A 22,799-nucleotide genomic window follows, 5' to 3' on the forward strand; every position below is an offset into this window, starting at 1 on the left:
GGCCGAATAAAAACAAAAACGCATGAGGCGGGACAGATGGGCACGGGCTTTCGGGGCGCGTTCATGATTTCATGGGCGCAGACCTTGGTCGAAGGGTTCCCTGCGGATCAAACACACGAACTGGCCGAGGGCATGAGTTGGTCTTGGAGCGGCAGAGCTTTGCCGCTTGAGGGGGACCGGGCGGCCCTTTTGCTGGGCGCAAGCCGCGACCATGACGAGCTGCGCAGGCGGGCAGGGCTCGTTGTGCGAAAACTGCTGCAAACCGCACCACCGACCGAGGCCGAAGAGGCTGCAGAAGAGGCCGACCCGCTTTTTCGAGGGGCGTTTATCCTATCCGATGGAGCGCGGTTTTTTACGGTCGTTCCCGTGGTGCCGGCGGATGGGCGTGTGCCCATTTTGCTATTCCCAGAGGATATGCCGCCAGCGAACCGGCAATTGACGATTGTCCAAGCCAGTCAGCGCATCTTGCCGCCGGTCTCGGATGTCAAACCCTCGGTGATTTGTTTCACCCCGGACACGCGGCTTCAGACCGAAGACGGCGAGATGGCGATCGAAGATCTCGGACCTGGCGACAGAATTCTAACGCGCGATGACGGCCCGCAAGAGGTGATCTGGTCTGGTCACCGGCGCATGTCGGGCGCCCGGCTTTTTGCGATGCCGGATCAGCGTCCGATCCGCATGCGTGTTGGCGCGCTTGGTATTGAGCGCCCGGATGAAGATTTGATCGTCTCGCCCGAGCACCGGGTTTTGGTCAAAGGCCCTGCTGCGATGGATCTCTGGGGCGAACCTGAGGTGCTGGTGCGGGCCGCCGATCTGGTGGGGGATCGGTTCATCACTGTGGATCATTCTCTGCGCGAAACCTTCTATGTGCATCTGATGCTCGACCGGCATCAGGTGATCTGGGCCAATGGGTTGGAGGTCGAGACCTTCCACCCGGGTTTCATGGGGTTGGATCATCTTGATCAACTGCAGCGCGACAGCTTGTTGGAGATGCGGCCGGAACTATCCCAGGATCCGCATATCTATGGCCCCGCCGCCCGTCGTATGGTGAACCGGGCCGAAGCCGCGATTTTGATGCAGGCCAATACCGGCTTCGGCGCGCCATCTCGCCATTGACACCCCCGCTATTTGCGATAGAAGGCGCGTCATTCCCGCCGGGTGACTGGCGGGGTTTTCATTGGTGTTGGTGGCTCCCGCGAGGGAACGCCTGTCGGCCGCAAGGCAAAGGACAACGCCCTTCATAGCCTCCGTCTCGGGGGCGCTCTAACGAAGGAGATCAGCCGTGACCAAACGCACGTCTGCCAAATACAAAATTGACCGCCGGATGGGTGAAAACATCTGGGGTCGTCCGAAATCCCCCGTCAACCGTCGCGAATACGGCCCCGGTCAGCACGGTCAGCGCCGCAAGGGCAAGCTGTCGGATTTCGGTATCCAGCTGCGCGCCAAGCAGAAGTTGAAAGGCTACTATGGCGACCTGACCGAGAAGCAGTTCCGCCGCATCTATGCCGAAGCTGAGCGGGTCAAAGGCGATACCGGTGAAAACCTGATTGGTCTGTTGGAACGCCGCCTGGACGCGGTTGTTTATCGCGCGAAATTCGTGCCGACCGTTTTCGCCGCACGCCAGTTCGTGAACCACGGCCATGTCAAGGTGAACGGCCAGAAGGTCAACATCCCCTCCTACCGTGTGAAAGAGGGTGACGTGATCGAGGTGCGCGACCGCTCCAAACAACTCGCCGTGGTGCTCGAAGCCGTGCAACTGGCCGAGCGCGATGTGCCGGATTACATCGAAGCCGATCACTCGAAAATGACCGCCACCTTCACCCGTACGCCGGGTCTGGGTGATGTGCCCTATCCGGTTCATATGGAGCCGAACCTGGTCGTGGAATATTACGCGAAGAACTGATCTTCGCCGAGTTTTGCCAGAAAACGCCGTCCCAATTGGGGCGGCGTTTTGCGTTTGATCGTCACCACCATGTCATGAAAAGCGGTTTTCCTGTACGATACCTGAATATATTTTCGTATTTGGAGTATTAGACATGACTGCACGCGACATTTCTTTTGCGTCTTTTAACCTGCTCAATCTTCAAACGCCGGGCGAAGCCATTTACGGCGATAGAGATGGCTGGCCGCAAGAGGTCTATGACCGGAAGATCGCATTCACCGGTGATATGCTGGCCCGCCTCTCGGCCGATGTTGTCGGTATCCAAGAGCTTTGGGCCCCCGAGGCGTTGAAGGATGCCATCGAGGCGGCGGGGCTTGCGGATGATTTCGTGGCCCTGACGCCGCCGGGGCATCCGGGCAACCGCATTGTCTGCGCCGCCGTGGTCCGGAGCGATATGGTCGTGGGCGATCCGGAATGGATCACCGATTTTCCGGAAGAGATGGTTCTCAAATCCTCTGGTGATGATCCGCAACAATCCGACATCTCGGTCAATCTCAACAGCTTTTCGCGGCCTGTCATGCATCTGCGCGTCAAACCCCATGACGATACACCCGCGATTGAGGTGTTCGTCTGCCATTTCAAATCACGCCGCCCGCATCAGGTTTGGCGGGAGCGGGATTGGTATGATCGCGATGTGCATGGAGACCACAGCACCGCGCTTGGCTATGCGTTGTCCACCATCCGGCGGACAGCGGAGGCCACCGCGCTGAGGGTGTTGATCACCAAGATTGCCAAAGACAGTGACACGCCCGTCGTGGTGCTGGGCGATATGAATGACGGCAAAGCCAGCAACACACTGAACATCCTCAGTGAGCAACCGTCTTATTTATCGCCTTTGTCGCGGGGCGGCGGTGGCAATGCGCTTTATACGGCGCAGACCATTCAAGAATACCGCTCAACCCGTGATGTCTATTACACCCATGTTTTCAAGAAGCAGCGGGAAAGCCTGGATCACATTCTGTTTTCGGAGCAGTTCTACGACAATTCGAAAAAGCGGCTTTGGGCCTTTGATGAAATGGTGGTCGAAAACGATCATCTGAACCGGGACGACCACAAAGAAAGCGGCACCAACGATCATGGCGTCGTTCAGGTCAATTTCAAATGGAAGCCGGAACGCGGCTAGATCGCGCGGGCAAGATAGCCCCGGCTGGTCCGCGATGGCGGGCCAGCGGGGAAGGCGTATTCCGCCCCCAATTGCCAACCGGATGCCGCAAGCAATTCGGCGATTTCATCGGGTTGGAAGGTCCGGTGCCGCCATTGCAGCCAGATGATCGCATTGCACCAATGCGGTTTTGAGGCGGCCAGCCAGAGGCATCCACCCGGTCGCACCAGCGCGCGCATTTCGGCCAAAGCAGCGGCGGGATCATCGCAGTGTTCGATGATATGTGCCGCCAGGAGGTGATCAAACAGGGCAGGGGGCCGGTAGCTGCCCAGCATCACCTGCGCCCGATCCGGCACGATATCCCGGCGCATCAGCGCGGCCTCGGCACGGTCGAGCATTGGCGCGGAGGGATCAAGAAGCGTGATCTCGGATGCAGGCCCATGAATCGCGGCCCAGGCCTCCGCAAAAGCCCCCGTGCCGCAGCCGACATCCAAAACCTGTGCCCGAGCGTCTGGTCGGGGGATGCGGGAGGAGAGGAACCCAAGATAGGCGTCGTAATAGCCAAGCGTGCGCATCTTATCGCCCCAGGATCCGGCGGCGCGGTCATACCGCCCGGTCAAATCGTCGTGGGAAGAGGCGTTTGTCTGGCTCATCTGTGCAGCCTGCCACATTCGATCTGCGCGGAACAGCGGGCGTTCGCTCTCGCCATTCTCCAATTTCTGCGATAGGAGGCCGCTATGGCCCTCGGTGATACCCTCAACAGCATGACGATTGATCAATCGCGCGCGCTGCCCCTATGGCGGCGGCCTGTGGCATTGCTAGTGGTGATGGCTTTCGCCATGCCCGTGGCTTTTGCGACTTGGTCCGCACTTCTGAACAATTTCGTCATCGAAGTGGCCGGTTTTGACGGCTCCGATATCGGCTGGCTTCATACGGTTCGGGAAATTCCCGGGTTTCTGGCTATCGGCGTGATCTTCCTGATCATTTTCATTCGCGAGCAGGTTCTGGGCCTGATCTCGCTGGTTTTGCTTGGGGTGGCCACCGCGCTGACGGCACAATTCCCAACGCTTGGCGGGCTGCTCTTCATCACCCTGCTCAGTTCGATCGGCTTCCACTATTACGAGACCGTCAACCAGTCGCTCCAGCTGCAATGGATCGACAAGAAGAAAGCACCACAAACGCTTGGCTGGCTGCTCTCGGTCGGCTCGGGCGCGACGCTCCTGGCCTATCTGCTGATCGTGCTGACATGGCGGGCATATGACCTGAGCTATGAGTTGGTCTATTGGTTGGCGGGCGGTGTGACGGCGGCGATCGGTCTTCTCTGCCTCGCGATCTATCCGCAGTTCGAAAGCCCGAACCCACAGACCAAGAAGATGATCCTGCGCCGCCGCTATTGGCTCTATTACGCGCTGCAATTCATGTCTGGTGCGCGGCGGCAAATCTTCGTGGTCTTTGCGGGATTCATGATGGTCGAACGCTATGGCTATGAGGTGCACCAGATCACGGCGCTCTTCATGGCGACGCTCTTGATCAACATGATCGTGGCGCCGCTTCTGGGGCGGGCTGTGTCCTTCTTTGGAGAGCGCGCGGCGCTGATCTTTGAATATGCCGGGCTGAGCGTCGTCTTCGTGCTCTATGCCGGGCTGTACCATTTTGACTGGGGGCCCTGGATGGCGGCCTCGCTCTATGTGGTGAACCACATCTTCTTTTCGCTGGCACTGGCGATCAAAACCTATTTTCAGAAGATTGCCGCCCCGGGGGATATTGCCCCAACTGCGGCTGTGGCTTTCACGATCAACCATATCGCGGCGGTCTTCTTGCCCGCCGGGCTGGGATATCTCTGGCTCAGTTCGCCGATGTCGGTCTTTGTCTTGGCTGCGGCGATGGCCCTTGTGTCTTTGGCCCTCTCCACGTTAATCCCGCGGCATCCCGAGCCGGGGAATGAGACAGTCTTTCTCCGCCCGGCCCCCACTGCCGCAGAGTAAGGACCGCCCATGCCGACATATACCGCGTTGACCACTTTGCCCCGCAAAGAGGCCGCCGAAGCTTTGGGCGAGGCGCTTGAGGGTTTGGAGCCAAATCCGACCGGCGTGGGTGTGTTTGAGATGGAAGACGGCTCCGGCCTCTGGGAGGTCGGCGGCTATTTCGAGGCGCCGCCGGATGGCGTGGCACTGGCGCTTCTGGCTGCGGCGCATGGCGCGAAAGACTTCGCCGTTTCGGAACTGCCAGAGACCGATTGGGTCGCCGAAGTGCGGCGCGAGTTGCATCCGGTCACCGCTGGACGTTTCTTCGTCTATGGGAGCCACGACGCCGACAAGCTGCCTGACGATGCTGTCGGGCTGTTGATCGAGGCGGCGATGGCGTTTGGCACCGGGCATCACGGCACCACACAAGGCTGCTTGGAGGCCTTGGATGCGCTGATTTCGGAAGGGTTCGTGGCGCATAACACGGTTGATATTGGCTGCGGCACCGCCGTTTTGGCGCTCGCGGCGGCCAAGACCTGGCCTGAAATCGTTTTGGCCAGTGATATCGACCAAGTGGCTGTCGATGTGGCGCGCGCCAATGCAGCCGCCAATGGGCTCACCGACCGCGTCATCTGCGTCGAAGCGGCGGGGTTTGAGCACCGTGAATTGTCTGAAAAAGCACCGTTTGATCTTATTTTCGCCAATATCCTCAAGGGGCCGTTAATCGACCTTGCTCCAGCGATGGCACAACACTCCGCCAAGGGCGGGCGGGTGATCCTCTCGGGGCTCCTTATCGCACAGGCTGATGACGTCATCGCCGCCTATGTTGAGGCCGGTTTCTCGTTGATCCGCCGGGCCGAGCTTGGCGACTGGGCCACGTTGACGTTAGGTCATTGAAAAATCTGGCATTCTGCCACAGTTTCTGCTAATTTGGTGAAAGGTGGGGGCAACACGTAATACGGGTTGCCTCTTATGAGTCATCAAATTCGACTTTTTAATCACCGGGTTAACCGGATCGAGCGCAATTACGCGAATCGAATCCCCGAGACGTTTACCATCAATGAAGATGGTCTTGTCGTGCCACGCACGCGGAGACGTCTACGGTTCCGATTCCCGTTTCGCGCGCTGATCTCTGGGCTGGTTTGTGCCTTTCTGGTCAAGGGGTTCCTGATCTATCACCTGGGTCAGGAAGACTATACCTCTCGTGTCGACCGCATGCTGACCGGGTCCGCCGTGGATCAGGCTGCCGCCAGGGTTTTGTTGCCAGACCAGGCATCGCTTTGGGTGTCCGAGCAATACGCGGTATTGGTCACGTTCATCCGCCAGCCATAGCGATCATTTAACTCGGTCCATGAAAAAGGCCGCCGGGACTTAGTCCAGGCGGCCTTTGGCAGGTTTTGTCGTTCATTTAGCGGCGGAAGGTGCCAGCTGCGATGTCGTCGATGTCGCCGCGCACCAGGCCCAAATCGTCCAACTCGCGATCCGACAGCCGCGACAGGCTCGCGCGGGTCACGCGGGCGTCGTTCCAGCTCGTAATCTTGGCAACGAGTCCGGCGATGAGAGTGACAGCGCTGAAACCAGCGCCAAGCGGGCGGTTCGTAATAATAGCCATCTGAGTCGTCCTTTCCGAGCTCGTGTAATGGGGTGTCGAGCGGTTGCTCTTGATCCGCAATTAGGGCGACCGAAGCGCCCAAACAAGCATCTTTTTTTGCATGGGACGCATGCAATTTGTGCATATCTTGAATGGCCGGAAACGCCTTGGAAAATAGGGTCAAAATGCGGCTTGCGGGTGTCGGTTTTGATCTACCTAAGGGCGATTTCAGGCGTGTTTTGAACGCCTGCCTCAAAAAGCGACATTTCTCGTGTCGCTTTTGTCTGGCGCTGGTCAATGTTCGCCTTTCGTGCTAGTGATGCAAAAAAGACGCAAAACAGGCGGTGACGGGCGGTGATACGGATAATTGGAATTGATCCGGGGCTTCGATCTCTGGGCTGGGGGGTCATCTCGGTCGATGGATCGCGACTCAGTCACGTGGCCAACGGGCAATGTCAGAGCGCGGGTAGCGATCTTGCGGCACGGTTGCTCTCTCTTCATCAGCAACTCACGGATATCCTTGCGCTGCATCAACCAACCCATGCTGCTGTCGAGCAGACCTTTGTGAACCGAGACGGTGCCGGGACGTTGAAACTGGGTCAGGCGCGGGGCATCGCGATGTTGGTCCCGGCGCAATTCGGGATCGCTGTGGCCGAATATGCGCCGAATGCCGTGAAGAAGACGGTTGTCGGTGTTGGCCATGCCGATAAGCGGCAGATCGACCATATGGTGCGGCTGCAGCTTCCTGGCTGCGCACCAAACGGGCCAGATGCGGCCGACGCGCTGGCCATTGCGATTTGTCACGCATTTCATGCGCAGACCGCAGGCCGCTTGGCAGATGCCGTGAAGGCCGCATCATGATCGGCAAACTCACCGGGCGCGTCGATTATCGGGCGCCGGATCATGTGCTTTTGGACGTGAATGGCGTCGGCTACACCGTGCATTGTTCCGAGCGCACCTTGGCCGCTTTGCCACACGCCGGGGAGATGGCCGCCCTTTATACCGAACTGTTGGTGCGGGAGGATTTGCTGCAACTCTTCGGTTTTCTCACGCTTTATGAGCGCGAATGGCATCGGCTTTTGATTTCGGTTCAAGGGATTGGGGCCAAGGCCTCGATGGCAATTCTGGGCACGCTTGGCGCGGAAGGCATCGCCCGGGCGATTGCGATTGGCGATTGGGGTGCGGTCAAGACTGCGCCGGGCGTGGGGCCGAAAATCGCGCAGCGGGTGGTCAATGAGTTGAAAGACAAAGCGCCCGCGACGATGGCGCTTGGCGGCACTGTGCATGAGGCGCTTGGCGATGCGCCCGTGCAAGTAATCGAAACAACAGCGCCTGCGACACCCCGACCGGTCAGCAGCGCATCGGCGCAAGCCGAAGCCCTTTCCGCGCTGCAAAACCTCGGCTATGCCCCATCCGAAGCCGCAAGCGCTGTGGCGACCGCCGCCGGGGAGGCCCCTGAGGCGGAGACGCCCGCTTTGATCCGTGCCGCGCTGCGTCTCTTGGCGCCGAAGGAATGAGATGACCGAACCCGACCCGACCCTCCGCGCGGACGCACTTCCTGGCGAGGATAGCCCTGATCGAGCGTTGCGCCCGCAGGCGCTATCGGAGTTTATCGGGCAGGAAGAGGCGCGGGCCAATCTTGCGGTCTTCATCGAAAGCGCGCGGCGTCGGGGCGAGGCGATGGATCACGTGCTGTTCCATGGGCCGCCCGGCTTGGGCAAGACGACATTGGCGCAGATCATGGCGCGCGAATTGGGCGTGAATTTCCGGATGACATCCGGCCCGGTTCTGGCTCGCGCGGGCGATTTGGCTGCGATCCTGACCAATCTTGAGCCGCGCGATGTGCTCTTCATTGACGAGATCCATCGGCTGAACCCGGCGGTGGAAGAGGTGCTTTATCCGGCACTGGAAGATTTCGAACTGGATTTGGTGATTGGTGAGGGCCCGGCTGCGCGCACGGTGCGGATCGAGTTACAGCCTTTCACGCTGGTCGGTGCGACGACACGGCTCGGTCTGCTGACCACGCCCTTACGGGACCGGTTCGGCATTCCGACACGGTTGCAATTCTACACGGTGCCCGAACTGCATGAGATCGTCACCAGAGGCGCGCGGCTTCTAGATATCGCGGCAGAGCCGGACGGCACGTTGGAAATCGCCCGCCGCGCGCGCGGCACGCCGCGCATCGCCGGGCGGTTGCTCCGCCGGGTTGTGGATTTTGCGTTGGTTGAAGGCGATGGGACTTTGACGCGGACGATCGCCGATAGTGCGCTTACCCGTTTGGGTGTCGATCACCTCGGGCTTGACGGGGCGGACCGGCGCTATCTGCGGTTGATGGCAGAAAATTATGGCGGTGGTCCGGTGGGGGCGGAGACGCTCTCTGCGGCGCTCTCTGAAAGCCGGGATGCGATTGAGGAGGTCATTGAACCCTACCTGTTGCAGCAAGGCTTGATCGCGCGGACCCCGCGGGGGCGGGTTCTGGCGCGAAAGGGGTGGACCCATCTGGGACTGGCGGCCCCGACGCGCCCGGATCAGAGCGATTTGTTTGAGGGATAGCTTGGGAGCCTCCGGCGGGGATATTTATGAAGCAGAGAAGCTCATGACGGACACCTCGGGGCGCATGGTGCCTGAACAGGTTGAAGCGCTTTTTACGCGGGCGGATGGGCAATATCTCTTTGCCCGTTGGGGCCGGCCGATTGCGCCGGTGGTGTTTGGTGTCGATGTCGCGACGGTGTCGGTTTTCAAAGGCGCCATCGAGGCGGTTGTCGCTTTGGCCGGGCACCAGATGGCCGAAACCGACCCAGAATTGGGCGCGAACCTCATGGTGTTTTTCCTTCGCGAATGGTCGGAGTTGACGGACACACCCAATCTCGACCGGCTAATCCCTGATCTGGCGCCTTTGGTTGGGCGGCTGCAGCAGGCGGATGCCAATCAATACCGAAGCTTCCGTTTTGATGAGTTGGGAACGATCAAAGCGGCGTTTGTCTTTATTCGCATGGATCGGGCGATGCAGGAGGCCGCCGCGGAGACCATCGCGCTCAGCCAGATGGTGCAGACCATCCTGCTCTGGTCTGACACGGCGTTTCTTGGCACCTCGCCGCTCGCGGTCCTAACCGAAGGGGGGCCGGCGGTGTTGAAGCCAGAGATCGCGGCAGTGATCCGCGCTGCATATGATCCGGTGATGCCCGCGATGGCGCAGGACCCGTCTCACGCCTTGCGTCTGACGGCGCGTCTTGGAGACCTACAATGATCCATCATTGGCCGATCCGCGTGTACTATGAAGATACCGACCTGGCGGGCCTCGTCTACTACGCCAATTACTTCAAATTCATCGAACGCGCGCGGTCCGAGATGGTCCGCGAAGCGGGGATTGATCAGCTTGAAATGAAGCGTGAGCGTGGCGTGGTCTTTGCGGTGCGCCGGGTCGAAGCCGATTATCTTGCGGCGGCGCATTACGACGATGAATTGTTGGTCGAAACCACGCTTGATCGTCTCAAAGGGGCGCGGTTTGACATGCCGCAGAAGGTGTTTCGCGGCGATCAACTGCTGTTTGAGGCCCGCGTCAGTGTTGTCTGCATTGGCCGAGAGGGCCGCGCGACCCGTCTTCCGGCGGATATTCGCCAAAAGCTTGAAACAATTTCGGCCCTCACGAGCCAGTGACGCACAATCGTTGGTGTTCCCCCTTACAAGTTGTTAATATGCGGCCTTAATGAGGCGCAAATTTTGACAATCGCGCCCGAAGATGGGCTGGGGCAAGGCAGGAAGAGCAGGCAATGGAAGCTGAGACGCTAGGCATGGCGCAGGAGGCGGATTTTACCCTTCTGGCGCTTTTCTTTCGCGCAACTTTAACGGTTCAATTGGTGATGGTGGCCCTGATGGTGGCCTCGGTCTGGGTTTGGGCAATTACCTTTTCGAAATATGCACTTTATCGCCGGGCGCGTGGCAATGCGGCGGCGTTTGATGCGGCGTTTTGGTCGGGGGAGCCGCTTGATGAGCTCTATGATCAGGTCGCCGATGCACCGCGCAGCGCCTCGGAACGGGTGTTTGTGGCGGGTATGACCGAATGGCGGCGATCCCTGCGTGATGATGGGGCGTTGATCCCGGGGGTGCAGCAGCGGGTCGATCGGTCCATGGATGTGGCGATTGCGCGGGAGAATGAGCGCCTTACATCGGGGCTGAACTTCCTCGCCACCACTGGGGCCACCGCGCCCTTTGTGGGCCTGTTCGGCACGGTCTGGGGCATCATGCGCTCGTTTCAGGAGATCGCAGCTTCGGGCAACACATCGCTGGCCGTGGTGGCGCCCGGTATCGCCGAAGCGCTGCTCGCGACGGGTCTGGGCCTTCTCGCCGCGATTCCGGCGGTGATTTTCTACAACAAGCTTTCGTCCGACGCGGATCGGTTGATCGGCGGTTATGAAGGCTTTGCCGATGAGTTCTCCACCCTTCTATCGCGGCAGCTCGACTGATGGGCGCTCAGGTCGCAACGAAATCGGGCGGCGGCCGGAGACGGGGCCGCCGGTCTGGCCGGTCTAAGCCGATGTCCGAGATCAATGTCACGCCCTTTGTGGACGTGATGCTCTGCCTTTTGATCATCTTCATGGTGGCTGCGCCGCTGATGACGGTTGGTGTGCCGGTGGAACTGCCGGAAACGGCGGCGGAGGCGTTGCCGGGGGATGAGGAGGAGCCACTTTCGATCACGTTGGCGGCCGATGGTCGGGTCTTGATCCAGACGACCGAAGTGGCGCTGTCTGATCTGATCCCGCGCTTGCAAGCCATCGCCGCCGAGCGGGACAGCAACCAAGTGTTCCTGCGGGCCGATGGGGCCATTCCTTATGAGCAGGTGATGCAGGTCATGGGCGCGCTCAACGCAGGCGGGTTCCGAGAGATCGGCTTGGTCACAGATGCGGGCGGCCCCGCGCTTGATGGGTCCGAGGGGTGAGGTGGCGATGCGCCGATCTCTCTACGCCTCGGCTGGCATTCATGCCGGTATCATCGTCTGGGTGGCAATTGGCGGGATCGTCCGGCAGAGCGATCCGGTTCCGTTTGAGGTGACCGGTGTGAGCATCGTGAGCACATCCGAGTTCGAGGCCCTGACTGCGCGGCCTGTGACGCCGACAGTGTCGGAGGCGCCTGAGGTGTTGCAACCGACGCCGGAGATCGAAACGCCAGTGGCGCCGGAGGCGGAGACGCCCGCGCCTGACGTCACACAACCCGAGGCCGCGGCGACACCGGAGACCGAGACAACGCCGGATGTATCGGAACTGGACACGCCCCAAGCCGATGTGACCGATGAGGTCGCGGCTTTGCCGACCCCACCCCAAGGGGACCCCACGGCCGCGCCATCAGAGACGCCGACACCACAAGAAGCGCCGCGCGTTGCGCCGCAACCCGCGCCGGTGCCTGCCCCCGAGGTCGAAACCGCGCCCGAGGTGGTGGAGCAACCGACCAATCCCGAGCCATCCGAAACGCCCGCCGAGGACGTCACACCGACCGCGCCGGAAGAAGCGACCACCGAGATCGTCACTGAGGCCGAAGAGCCATCTTTGGGCAGTGCCGCGCCGCAAGCCTCGGTCCGCCCGAGCGCTCGGCCTAATCGACCTGCCCCGGTTGTCGAAACGGCGGCACCCGCGCCCGAGACACCCGAAACACCTGCGCCAGCTGAGGAAGACCCGCTGGCCGCCGCCATCGCCGATGCTGTGGCCGATGCCAATACCGCGCCTGCGCAACCCTCTGGCCCGCCGCTCACCGCCGGGCAGCGGGATGGGTTCCGCATTGCCGTGCAGCAATGCTGGAATGTCGGCTCGCTTTCCTCCGAAGCGCTGCAAACAACCGTCACCGTTGGTGTGGAGATGGCCCGTGACGGTCGCCCAGAAAATGGAACAATCCGCCTGATCGAGTCGGTTGGTGGCTCCGATGCCGCCGCCCGCCAAGCGTTTGAGGCGGCCCGCCGCGCAATTATCCGCTGTGGCTCCAATGGTTTTGACCTGCCCGAAGAGAGCTATGACCATTGGCGCAGCGTTGAAATGGTATTTAACCCCGAAGGAATGAGGTTGAGATGACCCGTTTTCTGATCCCCGTGGCCGTTCTGGCCCTTTTGATTGCTGGCCTTTTTGCGCCCGCTGTGGCTCAGACGAGTCCCGGCCCCCTCAGGATTGAAATCACCGAAGGGGTGATCGAGCCGTTGCCCTTCGCGGCCCCAACCTTCATCGCGGAGAACGCCGCCGCCTCGGATGTGGCGCAAGACATCACTCGGGTGATCTCCGCCGATCTCAGAGGCACGGGCCTCTTCCGGGAGATCCCGGCCTCCGCTCATATCTCCACGATCACCAGCTTCGACAGCCCGGTCCAATATGCCGATTGGAAAGCGATCAATGCGCAAGCCCTGATCACCGGCTCGGTCGAACAGACGGCCAATGGTCAGCTTGTCGTCCGCTTCCGCCTTTTCGATGTCTTCGCCGATGAGCCGCTTGGCGAAGGCCTGCAATTTGTCGGATCGCCTGAAAGCTGGCGGCGTATGGCTCATAACGTGGCCGATCAGGTCTATGAGAGGATCACGGGCGAGACCGGCTATTTCGATACGCGGGTGGCCTTCATCTCGGAATCCGGCCCGAAAAACGCGCGTCTGAAACGGTTGGCTGTCATGGATTACGACGGCGCAAATGTGCAGTATTTGACCGATAGCCGCGCCATCGTGCTCGCCCCGCGCTTCTCGCCGAATGGCGACCGGGTCATCTATACGAGTTATGAAAGCGGCTTTCCGCGGGTCTATTTGATGGATGTGGCGACGGTGCAGCGTCGGCCGCTGGATGCATTGCCCGACACGATGAGTTTTGCGCCGCGCTTCTCGCCGGATGGCAACCGGGTGGTTTATTCGGAGTCCTCCGGCGGCAATACCGACATCTATATCTTGGATCTGAACACCGGTCAGCGGACCCGCCTGACCCAAGCGCCGTCGATCGAAACTGCGCCCAGTTTCTCGCCGGATGGCTCGCAGATCGTCTTCGAATCTGACCGTTCTGGGCGGCAGCAAATCTATGTCATGCCAGCCAGCGGCGGCGAAGCCCGCCGGGTTAGCCAAGGAACAACCGGCCGCTATGGCACACCGGTCTGGTCGCCGCGCGGCGACTTGATTGCCTTCACATTTCAAAATGCAGGGCGGTTCCATATCGGCGTGATGCGCACGGACGGCTCTGAAGAGCGGCTGCTCACGGCCTCTTTTCTGGATGAGGGGCCGACCTGGGCACCCAATGGCCGCGTGATCATGTTCACGCGCGAAACGGCAGGGACCGATGGGGCACCGGCGCTTTATTCGGTGGATATCTCCGGCCGGAACCTACAGCGCGTCGCAACACCTGGCATGGCGTCCGATCCATCTTGGTCCCCACGCTTGCCATAGTCGGGATGTGATTTGCAGACGGCCCCGCCCATGTTACCCTGCGCCGCAAAAGCGCCTTCGATACGAGGAACGAGCAAAATGAACATGATCGCAAAATCCGCCCTTCTGATGGCGGTTCTGGGCCTTTCCGCCTGCGCCCAAGGTGGGCTTGGCGGTGGCAACACCGTCGACCTCAACGCCAATCAGGGGGCCGCATCGGACCCCAGATCACCCGCTTACTTCAACCAGGTCGTGGGCGACCGCGTGCTGTTCGCCGTGGATCAATCGAGCCTGTCGCCAGAGGCGCAATCGATCCTCGCCGGTCAGGCGCAATGGCTTTTGACCAATACGGAATACACTGCCTTAATCGAAGGCCATGCCGATGAACAAGGCACGCGGGAGTACAACCTCGCGCTCGGCGCGCGCCGTGCCAACGCGGTGCAGGAATATCTGATCAGCCAAGGCGTTGCGGCCAATCGGCTGCGCACGATCAGCTACGGCAAAGAGCGTCCGTTGGAGATTTGTTCGAACGAGAGCTGCTATCGCCAGAACCGCCGCGCGGTCAGCGTGATTGCCGCCGGCGCGGGGGTCTAAACCCAGATGTGGCGCGCGCTGTTTCTCTCGGTCGCCTTGATCCTGCCGGTTGCTGTTCAAGCGCAGGATCGGGCAGAAACCCTTGCTGATATCCGGCAGGAATTGTCAGTTCTCTATGTTGAGTTGCAGCGTTTGCGCGGCGAATTGAACACAACCGGCGCACCGCTCGGCAGCGGCGGGGTCGGCGGCACGCTTCAGCGGGTCGATGCGATTGAGGCAGAGTTGCGCCGTTTGACGAGCCTGACCGAAGAGCTGCAGCTTCGGGTAGATCGTGTTGTGCGCGATGGCACCAACCGCGTCGGCGATTTGGAGTTCCGCCTCTGCGAGTTGGAAGAAGGCTGCGATATTGCCGATCTGGGAGACACGCCCAGCCTCGGCGGTGAAGAGCCCGTTGCCGGGCCGATCACACCGCCGGTTCAGGCGGGTGGCGGCGCAGCGTTGGCCGTGGGTGAGCAAACCGATTTTGATCGGGCCCAGGCCGCTTTGGACGCTGGCAGTTATTCCGAGGCGGCGGACCTCTTTACCGCGTTCACCCAAACCTATCCCGGTGGTCCGCTCAGTGCGGAGGCGCATTTCTTCCGTGGCGAGGCCGAAGCGGCGCAGGAAAACTGGAGTGCGGCGGCCCGCGCCTATCTCGACAGTTTCTCGGGCGCACCAGATGCGCCGCGTGCGCCGGAAAGCCTGACCAGATTGGGCACCAGCCTGGGTCAGTTGGGCCAAACCGAAGAGGCCTGTCTGACCCTGGCCGAGGTTGAATTGCGTTATCCCGGTAGTCCGGCGGTGCTCAACGCCCGCTCGGCCATGACCAATCTCGGCTGCTCTTGAGCTTAGAAGCCCGCTTCGCCGCGACGCTGTCACGTCTATCGGCGGGGCAGAAACCAGCGGCATTGGGTGTCGCGGTTTCTGGCGGCGGCGATTCTCTGGCGCTCCTAGCGTTGACGGTTGACTGGGCCCAAGCCCAAGGCGTCGAGGCTTCGAAGATTATTGCGATCACAGTTGACCACGGCCTTCGCGACGGCAGCGCGGAGGAGGCGGCTTGGGTTGCGGCGCGGGCGGCAGAACAAGGCGCCGCGCACGTCACATTGCCCTGGCAGTGGGACGGGCAGGGCAATCTGCAGGCGCAGGCGCGGGCCGCGCGGTATCGGTTGATCGCGGATTGGGTGGCGGATCATCACCCCGAGATGACGGTGCTGTTGGGCCATACGCGCGATGATCTGGCGGAAACCTTTCTGATGCGCTTGGCGCGCGGTTCTGGCGTGGATGGATTGGCAGCGATGGCGGAGACCGCTGAGATAGGCGGTATGCGCGTCCTCCGCCCACTTTTGGCGGAGCGCCGCCAGACCTTGCGGGATGAGCTGAGCGCGCGGCGGATGACCTGGCTGAACGACCCCTCCAATGAAGATCCGCAATTTGACCGGGTGCGGATGCGTCAGGCGCTGGATGTGCTTGGGCCGTTGGGCCTGACCACCGACCGGCTCGCGGAAACCGCGCAACAGCTTGCTCGGGCCCGCAAAGCGCTTGAAGCGCGGACGGCGGAGGCCGCAGCTCGTCTGGCGACCGAGCCGTTGCCGGGCGTCATCATGTTTGACCGACCGGGTTTCGCCGCGACGGAACGCGAAACGCAACTGCGCCTTATGGCTCATGGGTTGCAGTGCTTGGCCTCGGCCGCTTACCGCCCCCGCCTGAGCGCGTTGGAAAGCAGCTTGGATGGCGCGCAGATCGGCAAAGGCAGCACCCTTCACGGCGGGCAGATCACCGTGACGACCGACCATATCATCCTCTCCCGCGAATTGGTGGCCGTTGCCGCGCTTGAGTGCCCCGCCGACGGGCAAGCGCTCTGGGACAATCGCTGGCAGATGCGCGGCACGCGGCTGCAGGGCTGCCATATCCGCGCTTTGGGGGCGGAGGGGGCCAGCCAAATCGACCGCCCAGAAGGGCTGCCCCATGCGGCTCTCACCTCCTATCCCGGCATATGGAGTGGCGAGACCTTGGTTGCCGCGCCAAATCTTTGGCACGCGGCGCTTTGCCAGCCGACCTATGCGCGACAGGCGCGCTTCCACCACACTATATTATCGCATTGAAGTTGGCCCAGGCATGTCTATCTTACGGTTTGTGCCGGGCGCGGGCCTTTCCGCCCCCCTTGTGCCTGCGCTGATGTAAGGAGATATCACTTGGGCAACGCGAGAAATATCGCTTTTTGGGTCATTCTATTTCTACTGATCCTTGCTCTGTTCAACCTATTCTCGGGCGGTCAGTCCAACGTCAACCAGCAGGGGGTCGCCTATTCCGACTTCATCCAGCAGGTTGAAAATGGCGGCGTGGTCTCGGTCACGATTGATGGCGAGAATGTGCAATTCACCACGGGCGACGGCACCTATTCCACGGTCCGCCCGGGCGATGATGATCTGACCAACACGCTTTTGGAGAATGACGTTCGGATTGAGGCGACGCCTCAGGAACAATCCGGCTTTCTCAGTGTGTTGTCCCTCTGGCTGCCGGTCCTGGTCCTGATCGGGATCTGGATTTTCTTCATGAACCGGATGCAGGGCGGTGGCCGCGGTGGGGCGATGGGTTTTGGCAAGTCGAAGGCCAAACTGCTCACCGAAAAATCCGGTCGCGTGACCTTTGACGATGTTGCCGGCATTGACGAAGCCAAGGAAGAGCTGGAAGAGATTGTGGAGTTCTTGAGGAATCCGCAGAAGTTCTCGCGGCTCGGCGGCAAAATCCCCAAGGGCGCGCTTTTGGTCGGCCCTCCGGGCACCGGTAAAACCCTCTTGGCGCGTGCGATTGCGGGCGAGGCGGGCGTACCGTTCTTCACCATTTCCGGGTCCGATTTCGTCGAAATGTTTGTCGGTGTTGGGGCCTCACGCGTTCGTGACATGTTCGAACAGGCGAAGAAAAACGCGCCTTGTATCGTTTTCATCGACGAGATCGACGCTGTTGGTCGCCATCGCGGCGCAGGTTACGGCGGCGGCAATGACGAACGCGAACAGACCTTGAACCAGCTTCTGGTCGAGATGGACGGGTTTGAGGCCAATGAGGGTGTGATCATCCTGGCCGCGACCAACCGGCGCGACGTGTTGGACCCTGCGCTTCTGCGCCCGGGCCGGTTCGACCGTCAGGTGCAGGTTCCGAACCCCGACATCAAAGGCCGCGACAAAATCCTCGGCGTTCATGCGCGCAAAGTGCCGCTTGGGCCCGATGTGGACCTCCGCATCATCGCGCGGGGCACGCCTGGCTTCTCGGGCGCTGATTTGGCCAACCTGGTCAACGAGGCGGCTCTGATGGCCGCACGGGTTGGTCGTCGCTTCGTCACGATGGAAGATTTCGAGAACGCCAAAGACAAGGTGATGATGGGCGCCGAACGCCGCTCGATGGTGATGACCGACGAGCAGAAGGAAAAGACCGCCTATCATGAGGCCGGCCACGCGATTGTGGGCCTCAGCCTGCCGAAATGTGACCCGGTCTATAAGGCGACGATCATCCCGCGCGGTGGCGCTTTGGGCATGGTGGTCAGCCTGCCTGAGATTGACCGTCTGAACTGGCACAAGTCGGAATGTGAGCAGAAGCTCGCGATGACCATGGCAGGGAAAGCCGCCGAGATCATCAAGTACGGCGAAGAGAATGTCTCTAACGGCCCGGCGGGTGACATCCAGCAGGCCAGCTCTCTGGCGCGCGCGATGGTTCTCCGATGGGGTATGTCGGACAAGGTCGGCAACATTGATTACCAGCAAGCCCATGAAGGCTATATGGGCAATGGTGCGGGCGGCTTCTCGATCTCGTCGGAGACCAAGGAGTTGATCGAGCAGGAGGTCAAACGCCTGATCGATGAAGGCTATGTCACAGCCAAACAAATCCTCGACGAGAAAACCGAGGAGTTTGAGCGTCTGGCGCAAGGCCTCTTGGAATATGAGACCCTGACCGGCGAAGAGATTCAGCGGGTGATCAAAGGCGAGCCGCCGCATACGGGCGATGACGATGATGCCAGTTCGGATGCCGGCAATGCGCCGTCGGTTACGGCCATTCCGAAGACCAAGCCGAAGGCCAAGCCAACAGGCGATGGCGGCTTGGAGCCAGAGCCCACGGCGTAATAGCCACAACCCTCATGTGAAAAACCCGGCATTTCTGCCGGGTTTTTTTGATATGCAACGCGATGTAACGCCATGAATAGGAGAGTGGAGAAGTTGCGATGCCCGCCCTGATCCCAACAGAATTCACCGCCAAGATCACCTGGCTCGGTCATAATGCTGACCGCGAGGCGGCCCTGGAAAGCAAGGCGTTGACCGCCATGCCGCTGACCTTCGCGGGATATGAGGTTGAGAGCCACGCTGGTTTGACGCGTCCCTCCGACAGCCGCGTTCTGGCGCAATATGAGCGTGGCACGGAAATCCGGAATGTCCGGCAAGTGTCGATCCTTTCTGCGGAGGAGTTGGCCGCGATTGCGGTAGAAATGGGTGTGGAGCGCCTTCATCCCGCTTGGCTTGGCGCCTCCGTCGTGGTCGAGGGTATCCCGGATTTCACCCATATCCCGCCATCCTCGCGCCTCCAAGGCGAGAACGGCACAACCCTCGTGGTGGATATGGAAAACCGGCCCTGTAGCTTACCCGCTAAGGTGATCGAGGCCCATGAACCTGGCTTCGGAAAGGCGTTCAAACCGGCAGCTGTCAATCGGCGAGGTGTGACCGCTTGGGTCGAGCGGGAAGGCACGCTTCAGCTTGGCGAGACCCTGCGCTTACATGTGCCGGATCAGCCGGTCTGGCCACATCTCGACAAAGCGCGGGCGGCGGATCGATAAGATCAGGCCATGAGCGCCACGAGGAGGCCCAAAACCAGACCCGCGACGAAGCCACCTTGCATCAAGATCATCGGTGCTGACATCACATTTCTCCCTCATTCGCTATGGGTAAGACCGTCCGGTGCGAGAAATGGTTCAAAGAAAGCTTGAGGGAGGTCCAACGCGCTGTGATGCATGTGCCATTACAATTTGTTGCGATTGGACTCATGGGCCATAAGGCCAAGGAAGACAGGCCCGAAGCGCCACCGTTTCGGGAATCTGACGGCGCGAAGGTCGGAAATGTCGGAAATGCCCCTGTTCATGTGATCCATAGACGCTATAGGCGAAGGAGACATCACCCAAAGACCGTGACGGGGACCACTCAAAATGGCTTTCAAAACTGACATCGAAATCGCACGCGAAGCGAAGAAACGTCCGATCCAGGAGATTGGCGAGAAACTGGGCATCCCGTCCGATGATCTGCTGCCCTATGGCCATGACAAAGCGAAACTCAGCCAAGACTTTATCGATGGTGTGCAGGGTCGCGAAAACGGCAAGCTGATCTTGGTGACCGCGATCAACCCGACCCCGGCAGGGGAGGGTAAGACGACCACGACTGTGGGCCTTGGCGACGGCCTGAACCGGATCGGCAAGAAAGCCGCGATCTGTATCCGTGAGGCCTCGCTCGGGCCCTGCTTCGGGATGAAAGGTGGGGCCGCAGGGGGTGGCTATGCTCAGGTCGTTCCGATGGAAGAGATGAACCTGCACTTCACGGGTGATTTTCATGCGATCACGTCGGCGCATAACCTGCTCTCAGCGATGATCGACAACCACATCTATTGGGGCAATGCGCTGGAGATTGATGAGCGCCGGGTCACGTGGCGTCGCGTCATGGATATGAATGACCGGGCGCTTCGCGATACCGTGACATCCCTGGGCGGCGTGGCCAATGGTTTCCCGCGTCAAACCGGGTTTGACATCACCGTGGCGTCGGAAGTCATGGCGATCCTGTGCCTCGCCACCGGTCTGGAAGACTTGCAGAAACGCCTTGGCGATATCATCGTGGCCTATACCCGCGAGCGGAAGCCAATCTATGCGCGCGATATCAAAGCCGATGGCGCGATGACGGTACTGCTCAAAGATGCGATGCAGCCGAACCTGGTGCAGACCTTGGAGAACAACCCCGCCTTTGTGCATGGCGGGCCATTTGCCAATATCGCCCATGGCTGTAACTCCGTCATCGCAACGACGACGGCGCTCAAAATCGCCGATTATGTCGTGACCGAAGCTGGCTTTGGCGCCGATCTGGGTGCCGAGAAATTCATGAACATCAAATGCCGGAAAGCGGGCATTGCGCCGGATGCGGTGGTGCTGGTGGCCACTGTTCGGGCGATGAAGATGAATGGCGGCGTGGCGAAGGCCGATCTTGGTGCTGAGAATGTGGAGGCGGTTGAGGCTGGCTGCGCGAACCTCGGTCGTCATATCGGCAATGTGAAAAGTTTCGGTGTGCCCGTCGTGGTCGCGATCAACCATTTCGCCGGTGATACCGAGGCCGAAGTGGCCGCCGTGCAGGCTTATGTGGAGACGCAAGGCTCTGAGGCTGTGCTGTGCAAACACTGGGCCGATGGTTCCGCCGGAACCGAAGACCTGGCCCATAAGGTGGTGGAACTGGCCGAAAGCGGGGCGTCGCAATTCGCCCCCCTCTATCGCGATGAGATGCCGCTGTTCGAGAAGATCGAGACCATCGCCAAGCGGATTTATCGCGCCGATGAGGTGCTGGCCGATAAGAAGATCCGGGATCAGCTGAAAGCCTGGGAAGACGCAGGCTATGGCGATCTGCCGGTCTGCATGGCGAAGACGCAATATAGCTTCTCCACCGACCCCAATCTGCGCGGTGCGCCTACGGGCCATTCGGTGCCGGTGCGTGAAGTGCGGTTGAGCGCCGGTGCGGGCTTCATCGTCGCGATCTGCGGCGAGATCATGACCATGCCGGGTCTGCCACGTGTGCCCTCGGCTGAGCAGATCATGCTGAACGATATGGGCAATATCGAGGGGCTGTTCTGAGATGAGCGCGACGATTATCGACGGAAAGGCCTTTGCCGCGAATGTCCGCGCCCAAGTTGCGGAGCATGTCGCGGGCCTGAAATCCGACCATGGCCTGACCCCTGGTCTGGCCGTGGTTCTGGTGGGCGAGGATCCGGCCAGCCAGGTCTATGTGCACCACAAACACAAGCAGACCGTCGAAGTCGGTATGGCCTCGTTTGAGCACAAGCTGCCCGCCGATACGTCCGAGGCCGATTTGTTTGCCCTGATCGACCAGCTGAATGCCGACCCTTCGGTGCACGGCGTGTTGTGCCAGTTCCCGGTGCCCGATCATCTGGATGAGCGGCGCACAGTGGCGCGGATCGACCCGTCCAAGGATGTCGACGGGTTGAGCGTGACCAATGCCGGGCGGCTCTCCACCGGGGAAGACGCGCTGGTCAGCTGCACGCCTTTGGGGTGCCTGATGCTGCTGCGTGATCAGATTGGCGATATGACGGGGCTGAATGCCGTGGTGGTGGGGCGCTCGAACCTATTCGGCAAACCGATGGCGCAGCTTTTGCTGCGCGAGAATTGCACCGTCACCATCGCGCATTCCCGCACCAAGGACCTGGCCGAGGTCTGTCGCGGTGCCGATATCCTGGTGGCGGCGGTCGGCCGCGCGGAAATGGTCAAGGGCGATTGGGTGAAGCCCGGCGCCACAGTGATTGATGTCGGCATCACCCGGGTGCCGCACCCTGAGAAGCCCGGCAAGACACGGCTGATCGGAGATGTGGAGTTCGCGTCAGCAGCAGAAGTTGCCGGAGCGATCACGCCGGTTCCCGGCGGCGTCGGGCCGATGACCATCGCTTGCCTGCTGGCCAACACACTCACGGCGTGTTGCCGCGCCAATGGGTTACCGGAACCCGAAGGCTTGACTGCTTAAACCTCGGGCCTGGGGCTCGGGCGGAGACCAGCGCTTCAGACCGGGATCATCGTGCCCTGCAAAAGTGCGATGTCGCGGCGGCTGCCATCGGCACGTTCCACCTCGACCGTTGCCCGAGTGATGAGCAGGCGACGCCCGGGTTTCACCACTTCGCCATGCGCCCAAAGCCGCACCCCGTCGCCGGGTGCGATGAGGTTGATCTTCATTTCCACGGTCAAAACCTCGGCATCCGGCTCCATTTGGGTCAGCGCGGCATAGCCCGATGCGCTGTCGCCAATCGCGAAAGTGAGGCCCGCATGGGCAAACCCGTGCTGCTGATTGCTGGCTTCCGTGATGGGCGCGGAGATTGTCACACGCCCTTCGGACACATGCTCTAACCGCGCGTCCAAGCTCCGCATAAGGCCTTGGCTGGCAAAGCTCTTGGCAATGCGATTTTCGACGTCGTCCATCAATTATGCATCTTTCTATCCTAAAGGCCTACACACCCCCGAAACT

Annotated in this window: 25 protein-coding genes; 22 read left to right on the forward strand and 3 right to left on the reverse strand. The window is 60.8% G+C overall.

Translation table 11 applies throughout. The features are described 5' to 3' along the window. Nucleotides 1-36 precede the first annotated feature (36 nt). The 3 genes from GTF44_RS03740 to GTF44_RS03750 all read left to right on the forward strand — a co-directional run bounded on the left by GTF44_RS03740 (nt 37) and on the right by GTF44_RS03750 (nt 3,065). Nucleotides 37-1,116: a Hint domain-containing protein gene (locus tag GTF44_RS03740; RefSeq protein ID WP_171557618.1), complete on the forward strand. Its 1,080-nt coding sequence runs from the start codon at nt 37-39 to the stop codon at nt 1,114-1,116. A gap of 166 nt (nt 1,117-1,282) precedes the next feature. Continuing rightward, nucleotides 1,283-1,903 carry a 30S ribosomal protein S4 gene (rpsD, locus tag GTF44_RS03745; protein ID WP_145211771.1) on the forward strand — a complete coding sequence of 207 codons (621 nt, stop codon included), beginning with the start codon at nt 1,283-1,285 and terminating at the stop codon, nt 1,901-1,903. A 133-nt stretch (nt 1,904-2,036) separates the two neighbouring features. Beyond that, nucleotides 2,037-3,065 (forward strand): endonuclease/exonuclease/phosphatase family protein, encoded by a 1,029-nt coding sequence (locus tag GTF44_RS03750; protein ID WP_171557620.1) that lies wholly within the window; start codon nt 2,037-2,039, stop codon nt 3,063-3,065. On the opposite strand, the gene GTF44_RS03755 is transcribed toward GTF44_RS03750, so the two are convergent. Next, nucleotides 3,062-3,697 (reverse strand): class I SAM-dependent methyltransferase, encoded by a 636-nt coding sequence (locus GTF44_RS03755; RefSeq protein ID WP_253261142.1) that lies wholly within the window; start codon nt 3,695-3,697, stop codon nt 3,062-3,064. The two genes, GTF44_RS03750 and GTF44_RS03755, sit on opposite strands and share 4 nt — an antisense overlap. A gap of 84 nt (nt 3,698-3,781) precedes the next feature. Between GTF44_RS03755 and GTF44_RS03760 the strand changes: the two genes are divergently transcribed. The 3 genes from GTF44_RS03760 to GTF44_RS03770 all read left to right on the forward strand — a co-directional run bounded on the left by GTF44_RS03760 (nt 3,782) and on the right by GTF44_RS03770 (nt 6,340). Next, on the forward strand, nt 3,782-5,029 hold the full coding sequence (locus GTF44_RS03760; RefSeq protein WP_171557622.1) for an MFS transporter: 1,248 nt from the start codon (nt 3,782-3,784) through the stop codon (nt 5,027-5,029). Nucleotides 5,030-5,038: 9 nt separating this feature from the next. Further along, nucleotides 5,039-5,905, forward strand: coding sequence for a 50S ribosomal protein L11 methyltransferase (locus GTF44_RS03765; protein ID WP_171557624.1), 867 nt, complete (start codon nt 5,039-5,041; stop codon nt 5,903-5,905). Between the two features lie 75 nt (nt 5,906-5,980). Continuing rightward, complete coding sequence (locus GTF44_RS03770) at nt 5,981-6,340, forward strand: hypothetical protein (protein WP_171557625.1); 360 nt, start codon at nt 5,981-5,983, stop codon at nt 6,338-6,340. A gap of 76 nt (nt 6,341-6,416) precedes the next feature. On the opposite strand, the gene GTF44_RS03775 is transcribed toward GTF44_RS03770, so the two are convergent. Next, a complete protein-coding gene (locus GTF44_RS03775) occupies nt 6,417-6,620 on the reverse strand; it encodes a DUF1127 domain-containing protein (protein WP_145211756.1) in 204 nt (67 codons plus the stop codon). A 336-nt stretch (nt 6,621-6,956) separates the two neighbouring features. On the opposite strand from GTF44_RS03775, the gene ruvC reads away from it, so the two are divergent. From ruvC to folD, 16 genes are all read left to right on the forward strand, one after another. After that, nucleotides 6,957-7,460, forward strand: coding sequence for a crossover junction endodeoxyribonuclease RuvC (ruvC, locus tag GTF44_RS03780; RefSeq protein WP_171558599.1), 504 nt, complete (start codon nt 6,957-6,959; stop codon nt 7,458-7,460). Continuing rightward, nucleotides 7,457-8,116: a Holliday junction branch migration protein RuvA gene (gene ruvA, locus GTF44_RS03785; protein WP_171557627.1), complete on the forward strand. Its 660-nt coding sequence runs from the start codon at nt 7,457-7,459 to the stop codon at nt 8,114-8,116. The genes ruvC and ruvA overlap by 4 nt, the downstream gene beginning before the upstream one ends. 1 nt (nt 8,117) lies before the next feature. Then, entirely contained in the window at nt 8,118-9,152 is a 1,035-nt protein-coding gene (gene ruvB, locus GTF44_RS03790) for a Holliday junction branch migration DNA helicase RuvB (protein WP_171557629.1), read from the forward strand. Between the two features lie 43 nt (nt 9,153-9,195). Further along, nucleotides 9,196-9,846, forward strand: coding sequence for a DUF2927 domain-containing protein (locus tag GTF44_RS03795; RefSeq protein WP_253261143.1), 651 nt, complete (start codon nt 9,196-9,198; stop codon nt 9,844-9,846). After that, complete coding sequence (gene ybgC / locus GTF44_RS03800) at nt 9,843-10,256, forward strand: tol-pal system-associated acyl-CoA thioesterase (protein WP_171557631.1); 414 nt, start codon at nt 9,843-9,845, stop codon at nt 10,254-10,256. Before GTF44_RS03795 ends, ybgC begins: the two co-directional genes overlap by 4 nt. Before the next feature lie 113 nt (nt 10,257-10,369). Continuing rightward, nucleotides 10,370-11,062, forward strand: a complete 693-nt coding sequence (gene tolQ, locus GTF44_RS03805) for a protein TolQ (RefSeq protein WP_145211742.1) — start codon at nt 10,370-10,372, stop codon at nt 11,060-11,062. Next, nucleotides 11,062-11,535, forward strand: coding sequence for a protein TolR (tolR, locus tag GTF44_RS03810; protein ID WP_171557632.1), 474 nt, complete (start codon nt 11,062-11,064; stop codon nt 11,533-11,535). The genes tolQ and tolR overlap by 1 nt, the downstream gene beginning before the upstream one ends. A gap of 7 nt (nt 11,536-11,542) precedes the next feature. After that, complete coding sequence (locus tag GTF44_RS03815; RefSeq protein ID WP_171557634.1) at nt 11,543-12,655, forward strand: energy transducer TonB; 1,113 nt, start codon at nt 11,543-11,545, stop codon at nt 12,653-12,655. Further along, nucleotides 12,652-13,992 (forward strand): Tol-Pal system beta propeller repeat protein TolB, encoded by a 1,341-nt coding sequence (tolB, locus tag GTF44_RS03820; RefSeq protein ID WP_171557636.1) that lies wholly within the window; start codon nt 12,652-12,654, stop codon nt 13,990-13,992. Before GTF44_RS03815 ends, tolB begins: the two co-directional genes overlap by 4 nt. Nucleotides 13,993-14,070: 78 nt before the next feature. After that, nucleotides 14,071-14,565: a peptidoglycan-associated lipoprotein Pal gene (pal, locus tag GTF44_RS03825; protein WP_171557638.1), complete on the forward strand. Its 495-nt coding sequence runs from the start codon at nt 14,071-14,073 to the stop codon at nt 14,563-14,565. Nucleotides 14,566-14,571: 6 nt separating this feature from the next. Then, nucleotides 14,572-15,390, forward strand: coding sequence for a tol-pal system protein YbgF (gene ybgF / locus GTF44_RS03830; RefSeq protein WP_171557639.1), 819 nt, complete (start codon nt 14,572-14,574; stop codon nt 15,388-15,390). Further along, nucleotides 15,387-16,646, forward strand: a complete 1,260-nt coding sequence (gene tilS, locus GTF44_RS03835) for a tRNA lysidine(34) synthetase TilS (protein ID WP_171557641.1) — start codon at nt 15,387-15,389, stop codon at nt 16,644-16,646. The genes ybgF and tilS overlap by 4 nt, the downstream gene beginning before the upstream one ends. A gap of 90 nt (nt 16,647-16,736) precedes the next feature. Next, complete coding sequence (ftsH, locus tag GTF44_RS03840) at nt 16,737-18,656, forward strand: ATP-dependent zinc metalloprotease FtsH (protein WP_145211722.1); 1,920 nt, start codon at nt 16,737-16,739, stop codon at nt 18,654-18,656. A gap of 98 nt (nt 18,657-18,754) precedes the next feature. Continuing rightward, nucleotides 18,755-19,360 carry an MOSC domain-containing protein gene (locus GTF44_RS03845; protein WP_171557643.1) on the forward strand — a complete coding sequence of 202 codons (606 nt, stop codon included), beginning with the start codon at nt 18,755-18,757 and terminating at the stop codon, nt 19,358-19,360. Nucleotides 19,361-19,726: 366 nt separating this feature from the next. After that, complete coding sequence (locus GTF44_RS03850) at nt 19,727-21,403, forward strand: formate--tetrahydrofolate ligase (RefSeq protein WP_171557644.1); 1,677 nt, start codon at nt 19,727-19,729, stop codon at nt 21,401-21,403. A gap of 1 nt (nt 21,404) precedes the next feature. Beyond that, nucleotides 21,405-22,304 carry a bifunctional methylenetetrahydrofolate dehydrogenase/methenyltetrahydrofolate cyclohydrolase FolD gene (folD, locus tag GTF44_RS03855; protein WP_171557646.1) on the forward strand — a complete coding sequence of 300 codons (900 nt, stop codon included), beginning with the start codon at nt 21,405-21,407 and terminating at the stop codon, nt 22,302-22,304. A 35-nt stretch (nt 22,305-22,339) separates the two neighbouring features. On the opposite strand, the gene GTF44_RS03860 is transcribed toward folD, so the two are convergent. Next, complete coding sequence (locus GTF44_RS03860) at nt 22,340-22,753, reverse strand: PaaI family thioesterase (RefSeq protein WP_171557648.1); 414 nt, start codon at nt 22,751-22,753, stop codon at nt 22,340-22,342. Nucleotides 22,754-22,799 lie beyond the last annotated feature (46 nt).

The organism is Roseobacter sp. HKCCD6576-2, from assembly GCF_013179285.1.
GTDB classification, from domain to species: domain Bacteria; phylum Pseudomonadota; class Alphaproteobacteria; order Rhodobacterales; family Rhodobacteraceae; genus Rhodophyticola; species Rhodophyticola oceani.